This window comes from Nocardia farcinica (genome assembly GCF_001182745.1).
GTDB classification, from domain to species: Bacteria; Actinomycetota; Actinomycetes; order Mycobacteriales; family Mycobacteriaceae; genus Nocardia; species Nocardia farcinica.
Map to the genome: position 1 here is coordinate 1763372 of NZ_LN868939.1, position 14267 is coordinate 1777638.

Genomic DNA, 14267 nt, shown 5'->3' on the forward strand with positions numbered 1-14267 from the left:
GCTGATGTTCGTCTACGAAGCGATCGACGCGCCCCGGCGACTGGTGCTCACGGAACCACGGTCGGGAATCCAAACCGAGATCCGCCTCGACTCCACCGACGGCGGGACCAGCGTGAGGATCCGCCAACGGCGGCTACCGCCCCCGCTGCAGGCCGACAGCGCACGCGAGGGCCTGGCCGGAGTTCTCGACCAACTCGACGTTGTGACCAAACGAATCGCTGAATCCAGGAAGGGACGCTGATGAGCGACCACGTACGCACTGTCGACCGCTACATGAAGGGATTTCGCCAGAGCGATCACGAGATGATCCTCGACTGCCTCACCGAGGACGTCGTCTGGCGCATCCACGGCGTGCGCACCACCCGCGGCAAGGCCGAGTTTGACGACGAGATCGAAAACCCCGCTTTCGACGGCAGCTCCCGACTCACCTTGGAGCGCACCATCGAGAGCGGCGACGTCGTCGTGGCGACCGGCACGGGCGTCGCGCGCCACCGCGAAGCCGGGCCCTTCCACTTCGCCTTCAACGACAACTTCACGTTACGTGGCGACTCGATCGCTGAGGTCGACTCCTACGTCGTTCCACTCAACACGTAGCCATCCGCCAGGCCAGCTGCCTCCCTGGAAGCGGGAAGCCCGCGAGACCGGCAGCTGTCCACCGCTCAGGCACCGCTCTTGACCGGCCCGATCGCCTCGTCCAGCTCCCCGCGCAGACCGAGCGCCGACACCGGCCCGCCCCGGCCTCCACACCGGCCGCGGCCGCCGATCGATCCGGGTCTGATCCGACGCCCTCGCGGCGTGCGGCTCAATCCGCTGACGCGTAGAGCGCGGGGTCGACGTCCGTCCCCGACTCGCCGTTCCTCCGCCTTCGCCGCCCGTCTCGCCCTCAGGAGGGCGGGATCACCCGGTACTGCTGCTTGTTGTCACGGTCGCGGACGGCGACGCCCAGCGCCCGCAGCTCGTCGAGCGCGTCGTCGGCGGCACCGGTCCGCCGGTCCGCGAGGGCGCGCCCCCGGGCGCGGAGCAGGCCGTGCGCCCGGCTGTCGAGGTCGCCGCTGCCGTCGACCCACGTGCGGTACGCGCGCTCGTAAGGATCAACCTCCCCCTGCCACGGGTACCCGAATCCCTCGAACGCCTGCCGCAGCCGCTTCACCAGCACTCGATCGGTCCGCGTGCGCGACACCTCGCCGCCCCGACCATCGGTGATGACGAGGTCGCGGCCGTCGGTGAACACTCCGGCGATCCGGTCCCGATCGATCAGCCGGCGCACGCCCTCCCGCTCGACCGTGACGCCCGTCTTGGCCACCTCGACGACGCCCACGTCGGTGCGCCAATGGCGGACGATCCAGATCCCGACGCCCAGACCAGCCAGTGTGAGCACCGGGATCGCCCACATCAGCGGCAGGCCGGCGGCCAGACGCAGCGGACCGGGGGCATCGCCGACCAGGGACAGCAGTCCGCTCACGGCCGGGTCGACCAGGAAAGCCGCGCCGAGCCCGGCTGCGGCACCGGCGACGCAGATGCCGACGATCCACGCGTTCGGGAGCGTGACCGTCGTGCGCTCCTCAACCATCGATGTCTCCTTGCCGTTCATGTGCGCCGAGGTATCGGAGAACGGTGCGCCGCAGCTCAGGCAGCGGCGAGTATCCCGACCTGGCGTTCAGATAGGCCGCGTCCACGATCGCTTGCAGCCACCTCGCCGTCTCGACCGGGTCGAGCTCGGCATCGATCTCGCCGTCGGCGATGCCTCGTGCGATCAGGGCCGCGAGACCGCCGGTGACCACCTCGGCCGTCTGCGCGACCACCGCAACCAGCTCAGGATCATGCTCGGCGCGCCGCAGCAGCTCGACGACCATTCCCGGTGCGCTCGCGTCGGCGGCGTCCTTGGCCAGCTCGTCGACCACTTCGAAGATTGCCGGCACTGGTGTGCGGCTGTGGACGTGCTTCGCGATCAGCGACTCCACGACGGGCAGATCGCGTTCGAAGACCGCCCGGAACACCGCCGCCTTGTCGGTGAAGTAGTAGAAGACACTCGCCGCGCTGACACCGGCCGCCCGGGCGATGTCCGCCACGCTCGTCCGCTCATACCCCCGCGTTCCGAACAACCGGGCGGCCTCGACGACGATCTGCTCGCGCTTGCGCGCTACCCGCTCAGGGTCGACTCGCCGCACCGATACCACCTACAATCATTGACTGATCAATCAGACAGAGATTACCAGATGCCGGACCGCACTCCGCCCGGAGTCCTCACGAGCGCAGCCTCCCCGACGGAGCGGCAGAGAATGCGGGGCGGTCCCTCCCCGGGCGGCGACCGCCGGCCGCAGACCGGCAGCCGGACAGTTCGAGCCCCGGTCCGTGCTCGACGTGATCGCCTCGCTCGACGACATGGCCGCCCGCGGCTACGTTGCCGACCCGCTTCTTCCTCGGCTCGTCCGATCACGCGCGCGACTCCGCGTTCTGACAGGGGCTGGCTCGCCCGCAGAGCCCGCGCGATCACAGTCGTGACACGCCCTGAGCTTCTACTGAAGCGTACGTGCGCGAATCGTGTGGCATACTGAAGTTAATGTCCTTTCCGAATCCGCGGCTCCGGACGCGGATTCAGGAAGTCACAGTGATCCCAGACTCACCCACCGACGCGTTCGGCTCATACGCGGCGACGCTCAACGAAATCATCGTCGACGTCGTGCGGACCCGGCACGGCTACGCCGCCGACGCTCACCAGGCCGCGCATACGCGGAACACACGCGGATACTCGACACTGTGGCAGGACCTGCTCGTTGACGTGCAGGACGCTTTCGTAGACCGAGGCCACGACCTGCACCGGCTTCCTCCGGCCGGCCACAAGGTGCCGGTCGTCAACGTCTGCATCGTTTACGTGTGGCGCGTTCCCGCTTCGGGTGATCCCGTGCACTTCGCGGCGAGCCCGATGAAGATGGCCTGCTTCAACGCGCCGCTCCCGGAGCCGACGCTGTTCGGCCTCGATTTCATGGGCCCATCGACGCCGACCGCCGTGCAGTCCGGCTCGGAACCTGAGCAGTCGGCTGGCCTGGAGGCAGTGATGGGCGCGGTGGACGGCAAGATGCCGGTCGTGCTCGTCAAGGTCTACTCCTCGCCGTGGCAGCTGCAGGCGATCGATTGGGCAGTTGCCGAGCTCGACCGAGAGACAGGCGAGGTCAGTTACCGCGGTGAGGAGACCATCTGGCAGGCAGAACCTGCGACCGAATCCGACGCGTCCGACGTCGAGTCGTTCAGCGACGGTGAGCCGATCGAGCCCGTCGTCGAGCCGCGCAAGCAGGAGGGCTTGGATCCGGATGCGCGATGAAACGCCGAGCCTGTTCGACCTATCCGGCTCCGGGCAGACCCACGGTCGCTTCGAGCCGGCGCGCCTGACCCAGGCCCGGGTCCGCAAATCGGTGACCAAGACGGAGCTCGCCACCGAAGTCGGCGTCTCCGCTGCGGCGATCGGGCAGTACGAGGCCGGCGTCAACTCCCCCCGTGCGGACGTCGTCGAGCGTTTGGCTAAGGCGCTGGACGTCCGCCCGGGGTTCTTCAGTGTCGGTCGCCCGCTCGCGCGCATCGACACGGTGAACGCCCACTTCCGCAGCCTGCGCTCGGCCCGGGTGAGCGATCGGCAGAAGGCGCTGGCCACGGCGACGCTGGTGTGGGAACTGACCTTCGCGCTCGAGCGCCACGTCCGGCTCCCCGAGGTCGATCTACCCGAGGTCCCCACGGGCAGCTCGCCTGCCGAGGCCGCCGCGGTTCTGCGACGTCACTGGGGTCTGCCGGATGGCCCGGTCAAGCACTTGGTCGCCACAGCCGAGTCGCGCGGCATCGTCGTCGCGGTCCGCCCGCTCGCCGAGATCGACGCAGTGGACGCCTTCTCCGTCGTCATCGTCGACCGTCCGATCGTCATCACGACACCGCGTCGGACCGAGAACGTGTTCAAGCACCGGTTCTCGATCGCGCACGAGATCGGGCACTTACTCTTGCACTCCGACTCCGGCGAGCACCGCGCTGCAGTCGAGAACGAAGCAGATGAGTTCGCCGCGGCGTTCCTCACTCCCGCTGCGTCCATGGACGCGGCGCTCCCGCAACGGCTCGACCTCGCTGCGCTCGATCGGCTGGGCCGGACGTGGGGCGTCTCGCCGCACTCATTGGTTCGCCGGATGGTCGAGCGCGGACGCACTACCGAGTCCTCTGCTCGGAGGGCTTACCAGCGCCTGGCGATGGTGGATGACCCGGTGGCCGATCCGTCGAGCGCCTACCCGGGCGAGGTGCCGACGCTGCTGAGGAAGGCGGCCGAACTCGCTGCTGACCACGGTGCGGGCGTATCCGCGCTGGCCGAAGCGCTCAAGATCAGCCCTCCGCAGGTCCGCGACCTCCTCGGGGAGGTTGATCAGCGCCCGGTGCTGCGGCTCGTCGCCGACGGGTGAGGGCCCGCACTTCGGGATCGCCCGAAGCCGTCGTCTGCGTGGTTGGATGGGCGGATCCGGCGACCTTCCATCCAGAACGTTCGCTAACCGCGGCGACGTGGTGGAGTTCCGATTTAACGTCTAGCGTTAATGACGCGGACCGTTATACGATGGTGTCGTGATCAGATCGTTCGGCGACAAGGAGACCGAACGGCTGTGGCGTCGTGAGCGGGTGCGGTCACTCGATCCGAGGATCCATAGGGTTGCACTTCGCAAACTTCGTCAGGTGGGATCCGCTGGGTCTCTTGAGGACCTTCGCATCCCGCCTGGCAACCGACTCGAAGCACTCAAGGGTGATCGGGTGGGGCAGCACAGCATTAGGATCAACGACCAGTGGCGGATCTGTTTCCGATGGACGGACGCCGGACCGGAGGAGGTGGAGATCGTTGACTACCACTGACAAGATCGCGCCGATTCACCCCGGAGAAGTCCTCATGGAGGATTTCATCGAGGGCTTCGGGATCACGCAGAACAAACTCGCCGTGTCGATCGGAGTGCCACCTCGGCGGATCAACGAGATCGTGCACGGCAAGCGGGGGGTCACCGCAGACACCGCGCTGCGGCTTGCGAAGTACTTCGGTACCTCGGCGGAGTTCTGGCTCAACCTGCAGAGTCACTACGAGCTGGATCGTGCTGAGGACATCGCTGGGGAACAGATTGCTGCAATCGTTCCACTGGGTGCTGCGTGAGTGTCATCCTCTCGGGTCGTTTGATCTGCGCCTCGGAGGAGCAATCGGCAGTGGTCCGGCGGCACCTGCCTCGGCATGTGGAACTGACAAGGGCTGAACTCGGTGGAGTTCAGGTTCAATGTATAAATGACCCTGGTCAGAAGGGTGTCTGAGTCGTTCTCCCGTGTGGGTGAGTTTCACTTCAACATCTGAGCGCCGCGTTTCCGGCTGGAACGAAACGACCCATGCTGCCGAGCGGATTCTGGCACGTAGCCTTCACTGATATGGACGATCTGATCCGGACTGTTCTCGACAGAGTGCTCGCAATCGACCCCGGCGGGATCGTCGGGGTGTACCTCTACGGCTCCAGTACGTCGACGGGTCTCGGCCCGGAGAGCGATGTAGATCTGCTGCTGGTGACGCGCAGATCGTTGACGCCTCAAGATCGGGCATCGTTGATCTCCACGTTGCTCGGGCTCTCGGGGTGGAAGGGGCATGCCGAGGCGTTCCCGGAAGTCGCGAGCCGTCGCCCGCTTGAGGTGACGAGCTTGGTCACGGCTGACCTCAAGCCGTTGGTCGCTGCGCCGTGGCGTGACTTCCAGTTCGGGGAGTGGCTCAGGGGCGACTTCGTCCAGGGCTATGTGTCCGAGCCGGAGCGCGATCCGGATGTGGTGATCCTGCTGGCGACAGCTTTGGCATCGCACCGGGTGCTGCACGGGGCGGCGCTGGACACTCTGGTCACTGATGTGCCCTTCGCGCTCCTGAAGGACGCGCAACTGGCTGCACTGCCGGCGCTCGTCGACGATCTGGATGGCGAGCCGCGCAATGTTCTTCTGACGCTGGCGCGTGCGCTTCATACCGTGGAGACCGGAGCGATAGTCGCCAAGGATCAGGCGGCAGCTGTTGCGGCGAGGCGCGTCGATCCCGCTGGGGCGGATCTGCTTCTTGCTGCCGCTCGAGAGTACCTAGGCGAGGGGCAGGTCGACTGGGATCGTGAAGCGAGTCAGGTGTCGTCTCTGGCGCAGTCGTTGATCACGCTGATCCAGCGAACATCTGCGGAGGCGTGAACGTACACACGGACATCACCGGGCAACCAGCTGTGCGGATCCGGTGACAGAGGTTGGAACGTGCCTGAACGTGGTTGTTTGCGGTTCGACGTTGAATCGTCGAGTGACCCGCTCGTCTGGACGGTAATAGAGGAGTTCGTGGACCGAGCAGCGCTGGATGCGCATCAAGTGCGTGTTCGCTCGAGCGAATGGGGGAATGCTACCGCGGGCATCGCCCGAGATTGTGTGATCGAGGACTGACCGTGACGGGCAAAGCACCTGCACTGATTCCATTTTCGGTGCGCTGACAGCCTTACGTGTGGGCACGTGGTGGAGTTCCGCTTCAATGTGTGAGGCGATTGGCTGCCTATCGCGTTGACCAGCGGGGGTTCAGTCGTCCAAGAGTGGGTTGTATCTCATGCTCAGCCCTCGTTCGATCGCCGCGAGGCCTCCGGCGATGATGACGAGGAGGTGCTGCCAACCCGCGAGGCGGATCGCCGGGATCTCGAATACTGGGAGCCCGACGTACGACGTCAGCAGACCGACGAGGTTGATCAGCTGAGGAAGCTCGAGCAGAAGCACCCCCACGACGATGAGGGTGGCGACGATTCCGACTGCTCGACTGGTTGCGGGGTGCTGTCGGTCGAGGTTCGCTCGCCAAGCCTCGGCGGTGCCCGCAGCAGGGGTCAGCGGCTGGGTCTCCCGTGCCTTCGCCTCGCGGATGCGTACGTACTTCATCCCGAGCTTTGCGACAGCTGCCTCGATGTGCGCGCCGTCTTCGATGGCGAAGGAGGCCTTGCGTCGCGTTGTGTCGACGAGGCGACCGTCGCGGTACAGGGAGATGCGCTCATCGAGATCGAGGTACCCGGAGTCGACGACGTAGTGATGTCCGTTCCGGTGCACCTCGAATCTCCCCCGGATGAGGCCGGCTCCCCACCGGAGGGGCCTCAGCGTCGTTGATGATTGCGTGGTCACGATGCGACTCCTCGAAACATGTCGTCGATGGATGTCTGCAGCAGCGCGAGCGCCCGATCGGGCGAGGACTGGCCGAGGAGAACCTGCCCGCTGAGCCCTTCGGCCGTAGCAAGGAGTCCCTGAAGAGTGCCTTCGGTGTTGTTCGAGTCGAGGCGGATCCTGCTGGATTCCAGGAGGCGTTCGAGGAAGGCGAGAAGTTCGGCGTGCCCCTCGCGGATCCTCGTCGCCAGGATGTCCTCCGTGAGCGCCAGCGACTCGAACTGCGCCACCACCCGCAGTCGTCGCATCGCTGTGTCGTCGGTGGGAATCATCGCGCGCAGGACGGCGGTCAACACCTGTTCCGGCGCGGCGGCTTCCCCGACGGCCGTGGCCACCTCTGCGGCAACGGCGTGCTGTACCGAGTCGAAGGCCGCGAGCATCAGAGCAGTGCGGTCGGGGAAGTAGTGCTGAACCCGGCCGGGCGAGACCCCAGCAGCGGCAGCAACTCGTCGCACCGTCAACGCGCCGGCACCTTCCTCCGCCACCAGTACGCACGCTGCGGCAGCGATAGCGCCGCGCACTGTCTCGTGGTCCCGCCCCACACCTCGGCTCACTGGCACCTCCTAATCGATACGAGTGTATCGGATTGCGAGGCAGGTGTGCCAGATGTTCGTCCGTGCCGGAACTCGGTCGAGTTCCGCTTCAACGTGTAGTCCGATGGTGCGGTGAATCGGGCGATTGCCCACAGGAGCAGCCCCGACGCCGCATAGCCCGCGCCGAGCCAGCACGACGCCGCCCAGCCCCACGCGCTGTATGCCCAGGTCGTGGTGATCGCGCCCAGGGCGGATCCGAGGGAGTAGAACGCCATGTACGCCCCGATGACGGCGGTGGCGCGGTCGGGATGGGCGGTGGTCAGCAGGTGTTGGCTGCTGACATGGACTGTTTGGACGGCGAAGTCGAGCAGGATGACGCCGAGGACGAGCAGCCACAGCGTTCCTTCGATCCGGGCGGTGAGCGCCCAGGACGCGGTGAGCAGTGCGAGTGCGCACCCGGTGCTCGCCTGCGCGTGACCTGAGTCTGCCCATCGGCCGGCGCGGGCCGCGCCGAGCGCTCCGGCCAAACCGGCCAAGCCGAACATGCCGATCTGCGTGGTGCCGAGGTTCCACGGCTCCGCGCCGAGCGGGAGGGCGAGCCCGCTCCACAGGGTGCCGAAGGATGCGAACAGGAAGAAGGCGATCAGCCCTCGGCTCAGGAACAGCCGGTCGGTGCTCGCGAGTCGCACCATCGAGCCGACCACCTGCCGGTATCGCCGGCCGGGCGTTCTGTGATCCGGGTCGAGTGTGGCGTGGACGGTGTAGGCGAGGACCGCGCACGACAGGGCGAGCAGGGCGTAGCCGACGCGCCAGCCGACCGTGTCGCCCAGCACGCCTGCCAGGACGCGAACGCCCAGGATGCCGAGCACCACACCGGAGGTGACGGCGCCGATGGTGCGCCCTCGCTCGCTCGGTGCGGACACGGCCGCGGCATAGGCGACGGTCACCTGGACAACGACCGCGAACAGCCCCGCGATCGCCAATCCGGCCACGGCCACGACACTGTTCGGGGCGGCGGCGACGACCGCGGCGCCCCCGCCGGTCAGCACCAGATGCGTGCTGATGAGCCGACGCCGATTCATCACGTCGCCGAGCGGAGTGAGCAGGACGAGGCCGATGAAGTAGCCGACCTGACCGGCGGCGGCCAGCACACCCAGCGTCTCGTGCGCGACCGCCAAGTCGGCTCCGACCGCCGCCAGTACCGGCTGCACCGCGTAGACCGTCGACACCGCGACGGCGCAGACCAACGCCAAGACGAATCGCTGCGTTCCCGCCACTTCGGTCACCGTGCCCTTCGAATCGGTAGCAAAATGCAACTATTCGACGGTAGGGCATAATGGTTTCGAATTGCAACCAATGGAGGGCTGATGGCCGTGGTGCCTACTGCGCGGGAGTGGACCGATCCCACCTGCCCCGTGGCGCGCACCATCGATCTCGTGGGTGATCGGTGGAGCCTGCTGATCGTGCGCGACGCCATGGACGGCGCGGGAACCTTCACCGAGTTCCAGCAGCGGCTCGGGATCGCCCGGAACATCCTGTCGGATCGACTGCGCCGATTGGTCGACAACGGCATTCTCACCACCAGCACGCCGCCCGGCGGCAAGCGGCACACCTATGCCCTCACCGAAGCAGGTCAAGACCTCTTCGCCGCCATCGTGGCGTTACGGCAGTGGGGTGAGCGCCACGCCTTCGTGGCGAACGAACCGCGCTCGGTCCTGGTGGATCGGGACGGCAGCCCCGTCGCGCCGCTGCGTATCGAAAACCGGGAAGGGCAGCCGGTCACCGCGGTGACGGCCCGGGTGCGCAAGGTTCCCGACGCGGCGATCCGGCACCGATGAGTTCTCCGGCCGGCGGGCGTCAGTAGTCCCATGGGAACTCTGATCTTTGTCGCAACCATCTCCCTCGACGGCTATGTCAACGACGCGACCGGTGACTTCAACTGGTCGGGTCCGAGCGATGAGGTCTTCGCGGTCCATGTCGATCGGATGGGCGAGGTGTCGACCGAGGTGCTGGGCCGCAAGACCTACGGGCTGATGCAGTACTGGGAGACCTATCCCGACGACGAGGACCGGCCGGCGGCCGAGCGGGAGTTCGCCCGGCGGTGGCGGGGGATCGAGAAGGTCGCCGTGTCGACGACGTTGACCCGCGGAGAACTCGGTTCCGATCGCGATCGCCTCGTGCCCCACCTGAGCCTGGATGAGCTGCGACGGATCGTCGACGCCGCGCCGGGGGTGGTCGAGATCTTCGGGCCGACGACCGCCGCCGAGGCCATTCGGGCGGGACTGGTCGAGGAGTTCCGGTTCTTCGTGGTGCCGAAACTGGTCGGCGGCGGTGTGCGTGCCCTGCCCGACGGCGTTCATCTCGACGTGACGCTCGTCGAGCACCGGATTTTCGACAACGGCATGGCGTATCTGCGGTATCGGGCTCGCTGACTCGACCCTCCCGGTGTCGGCCCGCGCAAGGCCGTCAGCCGACTTACTAACACCAACGTTACTAACACCAACGTTACTAACATCAGGGTTACTGACATTGCTGTTGGTGAAGTGCGGTCAGTCCGAGGGCGGCGCTGACAGGTTCGATGCACGTTCGGTTTTCGCTGACGCTGCCGCTGCGGCAACACGATCCCGCAGAGTGGTCACACCCGCCCCGCCGAGGTCGTCGCAGTAGCTGACCCGCCCCGCCATGACCATCACCAACGCGACCGTGGTCCCCGTGACGAGCGGGCCCGTTCCCGTGGCGAACGGCCCGTCGGTGGCCTCCAGCCGCAACCCCTCGATGCTCTTCTTGCTCGGCACGGTGAAATTCGTGGTGGCGAAGAAGCGGGCGACGTCGGTGGCCGCTTCCATCGACGGCGTGGTGGTCAGGCCGAGTGGTTGCCGGATGTCCTGGGCGTGCACGACCACTTCGCCGAGCCAGGCGGCGGTGTGCCCGGAGGCGGCGGTGGTGCTGGGAACGATCGACCGGAAGCGCGCGAGGGTTTCGGCCGGTGTGGCACCGCGGTTTTCGGTCAGGCGCCGGTCGTTGTGTTTGTCGAAGTCGAAGCGGGCGGACAGGACGCTGGCGATCCAGCGGAAGCGGCCGGTGCTCGCGGCGGCGGTGAGGTGGGCGACGACTTCCTCGACGGTCCAGCGGCCGCACAGGGTTTGGTGCGCCCACTGGTCGTCGGTGAGGGTGGCCAGGTCGTCGGCCAGCGCGGCGCGTTCGGCGTGTGCCAGGGTCCAGAGGCGGGCGCGGGAGTTGTCCTTCGGCACGGGGCGGTGACCTCCAGTTCGTGCGGGGCGTGCCCGGGGTCGGGTCACGATTTCGTCGTTCCCGGTGTAGACGGGGTGGGTCGGGTGAACTCATCGTCCCGTCGAGTTCGCCGTACCCGAGGTGCGCCCGCCGTGGTCGCTCGGGTCAACTCAGCGCGCCGCGCACGGTTTGCGCCGTGACGGCGGGCAGGTCGTCGGGGATGGGCGTTCCCGATACGAGGTAGCGGCGGACCGCGGCGGTCGGCAGGTCCACCGCTGCCAGAAGTACGGCGGTGCGGCTGCGTCCGGTCCGGTCGCAGAGCCGGCGGATCAGGTCGCGGATCGCGGCGTTCCATCGTTCGTTCTCGGCCTCGCGTTCCGCCCGCACGGCCTCGGGCCACGCGTCGGCGCCGAACCGTGCCGCGCCCGTGAGCAGGACGTGCGCGTCGAGTGGGTTGTCCGCGCACCAGCGCACGGTGTACTCGGCCAGCGCTGTTGCCGCCTCGACCGGGTCGCCGTCGAACAGGGGATAGGCCGCGCCGTGATAGCGCGCGAGGGTGCGCGTCCACAGCGCGCCGAGCAGGGCCGCGCGGTCGGGGAAGCGGTGATAGACCGAACCGCTCGACACCCCGGCCGCCCGGACCACCGCGCTGACGGTCACCCCGGCCGGTCCGGTGTCGCGGAGCAGTCGGGCGGCGGTGTCCAGGATGTGGTCGGTGTCGTGAACCAGGCGGGCCATGCCTGGACACTACTGGGCACCACGCTCTAGAGTCACCTCTCTAGAGAGGGTTATCTAGAAGGGATTCGATCATGACCGTGACCGCGGAGGACATCTACGCACTCGCGCCATACGTGCGCACCCTGGGAGTGCGCTTCGATCGGATCGCGCCGGACCGGGTGGTCGCTCGGTTGGCGCACTCCGCCGCGCTCTCGACCACCGGCGGCGGACTGCACGGAGGAGCGGTGATGGGACTGGCCGACGCCACCGCCGCCGTGTGCGCGGCCTTGAACGGCAGCCCCGGCGTGGCGCCCGCGACGGCCGACTCGACCACCCACTTCCTGCGCCCGATCACCGATTCCGCCACCGCCACGGCGGTCCCGATGCGGGTGAGCGCCCGGCAGGTCGTCGTGACCGTCGAGGTGCGCGACGCGAGCGGTGAGCTCTGCGCGCACGTTGTTCAGACCGTGCGGTTGTTGCCCCCGGGCACATAGGGTCGCGAGGTAGCCGTGCGTACTCCGGGCGAACTGACCAGGCCGTCGCCGCCCGCCTGATGACCCGTCGATGTGCATTCGGCTAATCCCCGTAGTCCGACGGCCAGAAGATCATCGCGAGCACAACCGCCAGCGGCAGAGCGATCACGAACACGAGGCCGAGTTGTGCGCCCGTCACCGGTGCAGCCCGCCGAAGAGCGTCCATCGAGCGAATGACACACGGGGAGCGGCGCATTCGACATCGACCACGGCCAGCAGGCGGTCCAACGTGATCGCGTCGACGTGGGCGGAGGACGGCAGGATCACGGCATCGGCGCCGGACGCCTCGACTTGTTCCGCCAGACCCAGGGCCGAGGAAGGATCGGCCCATCTGAGCGGGTAACCCAATCGACGAGCAACCCGCCGCACCTGGGCCGCATCCCATTCCGGTGTCGGTGATGACGGATCTATCCATCCCAACGCGTGCACCTGATCCCCTCCGTCCCCTCGCAGTGGCGTAACCGATCCCAGCCGGAGAACCGCAATCGAACCGGCGGCGGTACCGCCCCAGATTCGTGGGCTGTTCATCGATGAAGGGCCAAGCCGGGGCCAGTCCGCCTATCGTGGATGCATGGGTGCTCTCCACGCCGGTCAGCGCGTCGCGGCGGAGCGAAAGCTCGCCGGCCTCACACAGCGCCAACTCGCAAGTCGTGCAAACTATTCGCTCGGTTTGGTGAAGGCGGTCGAGCAAGGCCGGGAACCTGCGAGCCCCGCCTTTCTGGCCGCCGCTGCAAGGGTCCTGCGCGTCGAACCCGAGCGGCTGACCGGCGAGCCCTACCGGGATCTGATCGAGACCGACGGACCGCTGGAAGGCGTGACGGAGCTACGCGCGATCCTCACGGAGGGGCCCTACCTGGCCGCACTCGAGCCCGCGCCGCTCGACGAACTGCAAAGGGAACTCGACGAGGTCGACCAGGCGTATCTGCAGGACCGGGGCCGGGATGCGTTGGCGCGGCTGCCCGAGCTGATCCGCCAACTGCACGGAGCGCTGCGGGAAACCAGGGACACCACCAGGGTGTGGACGATGCTCGCGCAGGCGTGGGCCGCCGTGGACCGGTCGACGCTGCAATACAACCTGGCAGGCTTCGGTCCCACGGTCCTCGACCGCCTCGATCATGCTGCCGAACGCGGCGACGACCCTCTCTACCGGACTCAAGCGCTCGTCAAGCGCGCTAGACGGTTGATGTACTTGGACCAGCACGTTGTCAGCCTGGATCTGATCGAACGTGCGCTCGACAGTGTGCACGGTGACGGCGCGGGAGAGCGGGCTTTGCGCGGGTCCGCCCATCTGACCGGCGCGGTCATTGCCGCCCGGGGTTTCCGTCCTGACGTGGCCGAGGAACACTTGCGCGAAGCGCGTCGCCTCGCTGCGCCCATGCGTAGCGAAACCAGCTTGTACGGAACTCTTTTCGGGCCGGTGAATGTCGGTATCCACACCACGGCAGTCGCCCTGGATTCCGGCGATCCCGGACGAGCTGCCCGTGAAGGCGCGTCACTGGTGATTCCGGACGCTGCGGTGGCACGCCCCCGAATCGGCCATCACTGGCAGGACGTTGCACGCGCCTGGCTGCTCACCGGGAAACCCGACCTCGCATTGGATGCCCTCAACCGGGCGCGCCGGGTCGCGCCCCAACAGACGAGAATGCACCCGAGCGTCCGTGAGACTGTTTTCGGAATCGCTGCAGCTCAGCGTCGACAGAAGAACAGCGTTTCGAGCTTCGCCAGTTGGCTCGGCGTTCAGTTGTGATCTTCGAGGACGTGCCGCCCGCTCGTGCGGGCGGCTTGGACCGATGGATCGGCCCAGTGCAGCGCATATCCCAACCGTCGGGCGAGCCGCCGCACCTGCGCGGCATCCCACGCCGATGTCGGCGATGACGGATCGATCCAACCGAGCGCGTGCATCTCGAGCCCCTCCCTGACCGCGTGCGTTTGGCTGGCGCCCACCGCCGAGGAGTCAGGCCGGAGAGACCTGTGTCGACCCGGCGGCGAGGCCGAGCCCGAGCATCACAGTCGGGGGCGTCGCGTGCCATGGCACTGGCGGGCGCGGTGTGCCCGA

Annotated in this window: 20 protein-coding genes; 12 read left to right on the forward strand and 8 right to left on the reverse strand. The window is 67.4% G+C overall.

The window, feature by feature from the left end; genetic code table 11:
• Positions 1–4: 4 nt before the first annotated feature.
• Both AMO33_RS32720 and AMO33_RS24925 read left to right on the forward strand, forming a co-directional pair.
• Positions 5–241, forward strand: a complete 237-nt coding sequence (locus AMO33_RS32720) for an SRPBCC family protein (RefSeq protein ID WP_060594477.1) — start codon at positions 5–7, stop codon at positions 239–241.
• Positions 241–594, forward strand: a complete 354-nt coding sequence (locus AMO33_RS24925) for a nuclear transport factor 2 family protein (RefSeq protein WP_060594478.1) — start codon at positions 241–243, stop codon at positions 592–594. Before AMO33_RS32720 ends, AMO33_RS24925 begins: the two co-directional genes overlap by 1 nt.
• Before the next feature lie 289 nt (positions 595–883).
• Here the strand turns inward: AMO33_RS24925 and AMO33_RS24930 are convergent, their stop codons facing one another.
• Positions 884–1570: a YqeB family protein gene (locus AMO33_RS24930; RefSeq protein WP_060594479.1), complete on the reverse strand. Its 687-nt coding sequence runs from the start codon at positions 1568–1570 to the stop codon at positions 884–886.
• Positions 1563–2168, reverse strand: coding sequence for a TetR/AcrR family transcriptional regulator (locus AMO33_RS24935; protein WP_060594480.1), 606 nt, complete (start codon positions 2166–2168; stop codon positions 1563–1565). The genes AMO33_RS24930 and AMO33_RS24935 overlap by 8 nt, the downstream gene beginning before the upstream one ends.
• A 392-nt stretch (positions 2169–2560) precedes the next feature.
• Between AMO33_RS24935 and AMO33_RS24940 the strand changes: the two genes are divergently transcribed.
• The 6 genes from AMO33_RS24940 to AMO33_RS31165 all read left to right on the forward strand — a co-directional run bounded on the left by AMO33_RS24940 (position 2561) and on the right by AMO33_RS31165 (position 6444).
• A complete protein-coding gene (locus AMO33_RS24940; protein WP_139337549.1) occupies positions 2561–3319 on the forward strand; it encodes a hypothetical protein in 759 nt (252 codons plus the stop codon).
• The gene (locus AMO33_RS24945; protein WP_060594482.1) at positions 3309–4430 is read left to right on the forward strand and encodes an XRE family transcriptional regulator; all 1122 of its coding nucleotides are present in this window, start codon (positions 3309–3311) and stop codon (positions 4428–4430) included. Before AMO33_RS24940 ends, AMO33_RS24945 begins: the two co-directional genes overlap by 11 nt.
• A 157-nt stretch (positions 4431–4587) precedes the next feature.
• Entirely contained in the window at positions 4588–4869 is a 282-nt protein-coding gene (locus tag AMO33_RS24950; protein ID WP_060594483.1) for a type II toxin-antitoxin system RelE/ParE family toxin, read from the forward strand.
• Entirely contained in the window at positions 4856–5158 is a 303-nt protein-coding gene (locus AMO33_RS24955) for a HigA family addiction module antitoxin (RefSeq protein ID WP_060594484.1), read from the forward strand. Before AMO33_RS24950 ends, AMO33_RS24955 begins: the two co-directional genes overlap by 14 nt.
• Positions 5159–5421: 263 nt before the next feature.
• Positions 5422–6204 (forward strand): aminoglycoside adenylyltransferase domain-containing protein, encoded by a 783-nt coding sequence (locus AMO33_RS24960; protein WP_060595137.1) that lies wholly within the window; start codon positions 5422–5424, stop codon positions 6202–6204.
• Positions 6205–6264: 60 nt separating this feature from the next.
• The gene (locus AMO33_RS31165) at positions 6265–6444 is read left to right on the forward strand and encodes a putative quinol monooxygenase (protein WP_240327311.1); all 180 of its coding nucleotides are present in this window, start codon (positions 6265–6267) and stop codon (positions 6442–6444) included.
• A gap of 129 nt (positions 6445–6573) precedes the next feature.
• Here AMO33_RS31165 and AMO33_RS24965 read toward each other — a convergent pair whose 3' ends face one another.
• From AMO33_RS24965 to AMO33_RS24975, 3 genes are all read right to left on the reverse strand, one after another.
• Positions 6574–7158: a hypothetical protein gene (locus AMO33_RS24965; RefSeq protein ID WP_060594485.1), complete on the reverse strand. Its 585-nt coding sequence runs from the start codon at positions 7156–7158 to the stop codon at positions 6574–6576.
• Complete coding sequence (locus AMO33_RS24970) at positions 7155–7682, reverse strand: TetR/AcrR family transcriptional regulator (RefSeq protein WP_159005545.1); 528 nt, start codon at positions 7680–7682, stop codon at positions 7155–7157. Before AMO33_RS24970 ends, AMO33_RS24965 begins: the two co-directional genes overlap by 4 nt.
• 65 nt (positions 7683–7747) lie before the next feature.
• A complete protein-coding gene (locus tag AMO33_RS24975) occupies positions 7748–9016 on the reverse strand; it encodes an MFS transporter (protein ID WP_390502698.1) in 1269 nt (422 codons plus the stop codon).
• Between the two features lie 81 nt (positions 9017–9097).
• Between AMO33_RS24975 and AMO33_RS24980 the strand changes: the two genes are divergently transcribed.
• Together AMO33_RS24980 and AMO33_RS24985 are read left to right on the forward strand one after the other, a co-directional pair.
• Positions 9098–9568, forward strand: coding sequence for a winged helix-turn-helix transcriptional regulator (locus AMO33_RS24980; protein ID WP_041560401.1), 471 nt, complete (start codon positions 9098–9100; stop codon positions 9566–9568).
• A 30-nt stretch (positions 9569–9598) separates the two neighbouring features.
• Positions 9599–10162 (forward strand): dihydrofolate reductase family protein, encoded by a 564-nt coding sequence (locus AMO33_RS24985; RefSeq protein WP_060594486.1) that lies wholly within the window; start codon positions 9599–9601, stop codon positions 10160–10162.
• 117 nt (positions 10163–10279) lie between these two features.
• On the opposite strand, the gene AMO33_RS24990 is transcribed toward AMO33_RS24985, so the two are convergent.
• A complete protein-coding gene (locus AMO33_RS24990; protein WP_060594487.1) occupies positions 10280–10981 on the reverse strand; it encodes a maleylpyruvate isomerase family mycothiol-dependent enzyme in 702 nt (233 codons plus the stop codon).
• A gap of 145 nt (positions 10982–11126) precedes the next feature.
• A complete protein-coding gene (locus AMO33_RS24995) occupies positions 11127–11699 on the reverse strand; it encodes a TetR/AcrR family transcriptional regulator (RefSeq protein WP_060594488.1) in 573 nt (190 codons plus the stop codon).
• Between the two features lie 71 nt (positions 11700–11770).
• Between AMO33_RS24995 and AMO33_RS25000 the strand changes: the two genes are divergently transcribed.
• Positions 11771–12172, forward strand: a complete 402-nt coding sequence (locus AMO33_RS25000) for a PaaI family thioesterase (RefSeq protein ID WP_060594489.1) — start codon at positions 11771–11773, stop codon at positions 12170–12172.
• Positions 12173–12346: 174 nt separating this feature from the next.
• Here the strand turns inward: AMO33_RS25000 and AMO33_RS25005 are convergent, their stop codons facing one another.
• Positions 12347–12640, reverse strand: coding sequence for a hypothetical protein (locus AMO33_RS25005; protein ID WP_060594490.1), 294 nt, complete (start codon positions 12638–12640; stop codon positions 12347–12349).
• 142 nt (positions 12641–12782) lie between these two features.
• On the opposite strand from AMO33_RS25005, the gene AMO33_RS25010 reads away from it, so the two are divergent.
• The gene (locus AMO33_RS25010) at positions 12783–13958 is read left to right on the forward strand and encodes a helix-turn-helix domain-containing protein (RefSeq protein WP_060594491.1); all 1176 of its coding nucleotides are present in this window, start codon (positions 12783–12785) and stop codon (positions 13956–13958) included.
• Positions 13959–14267 lie beyond the last annotated feature (309 nt).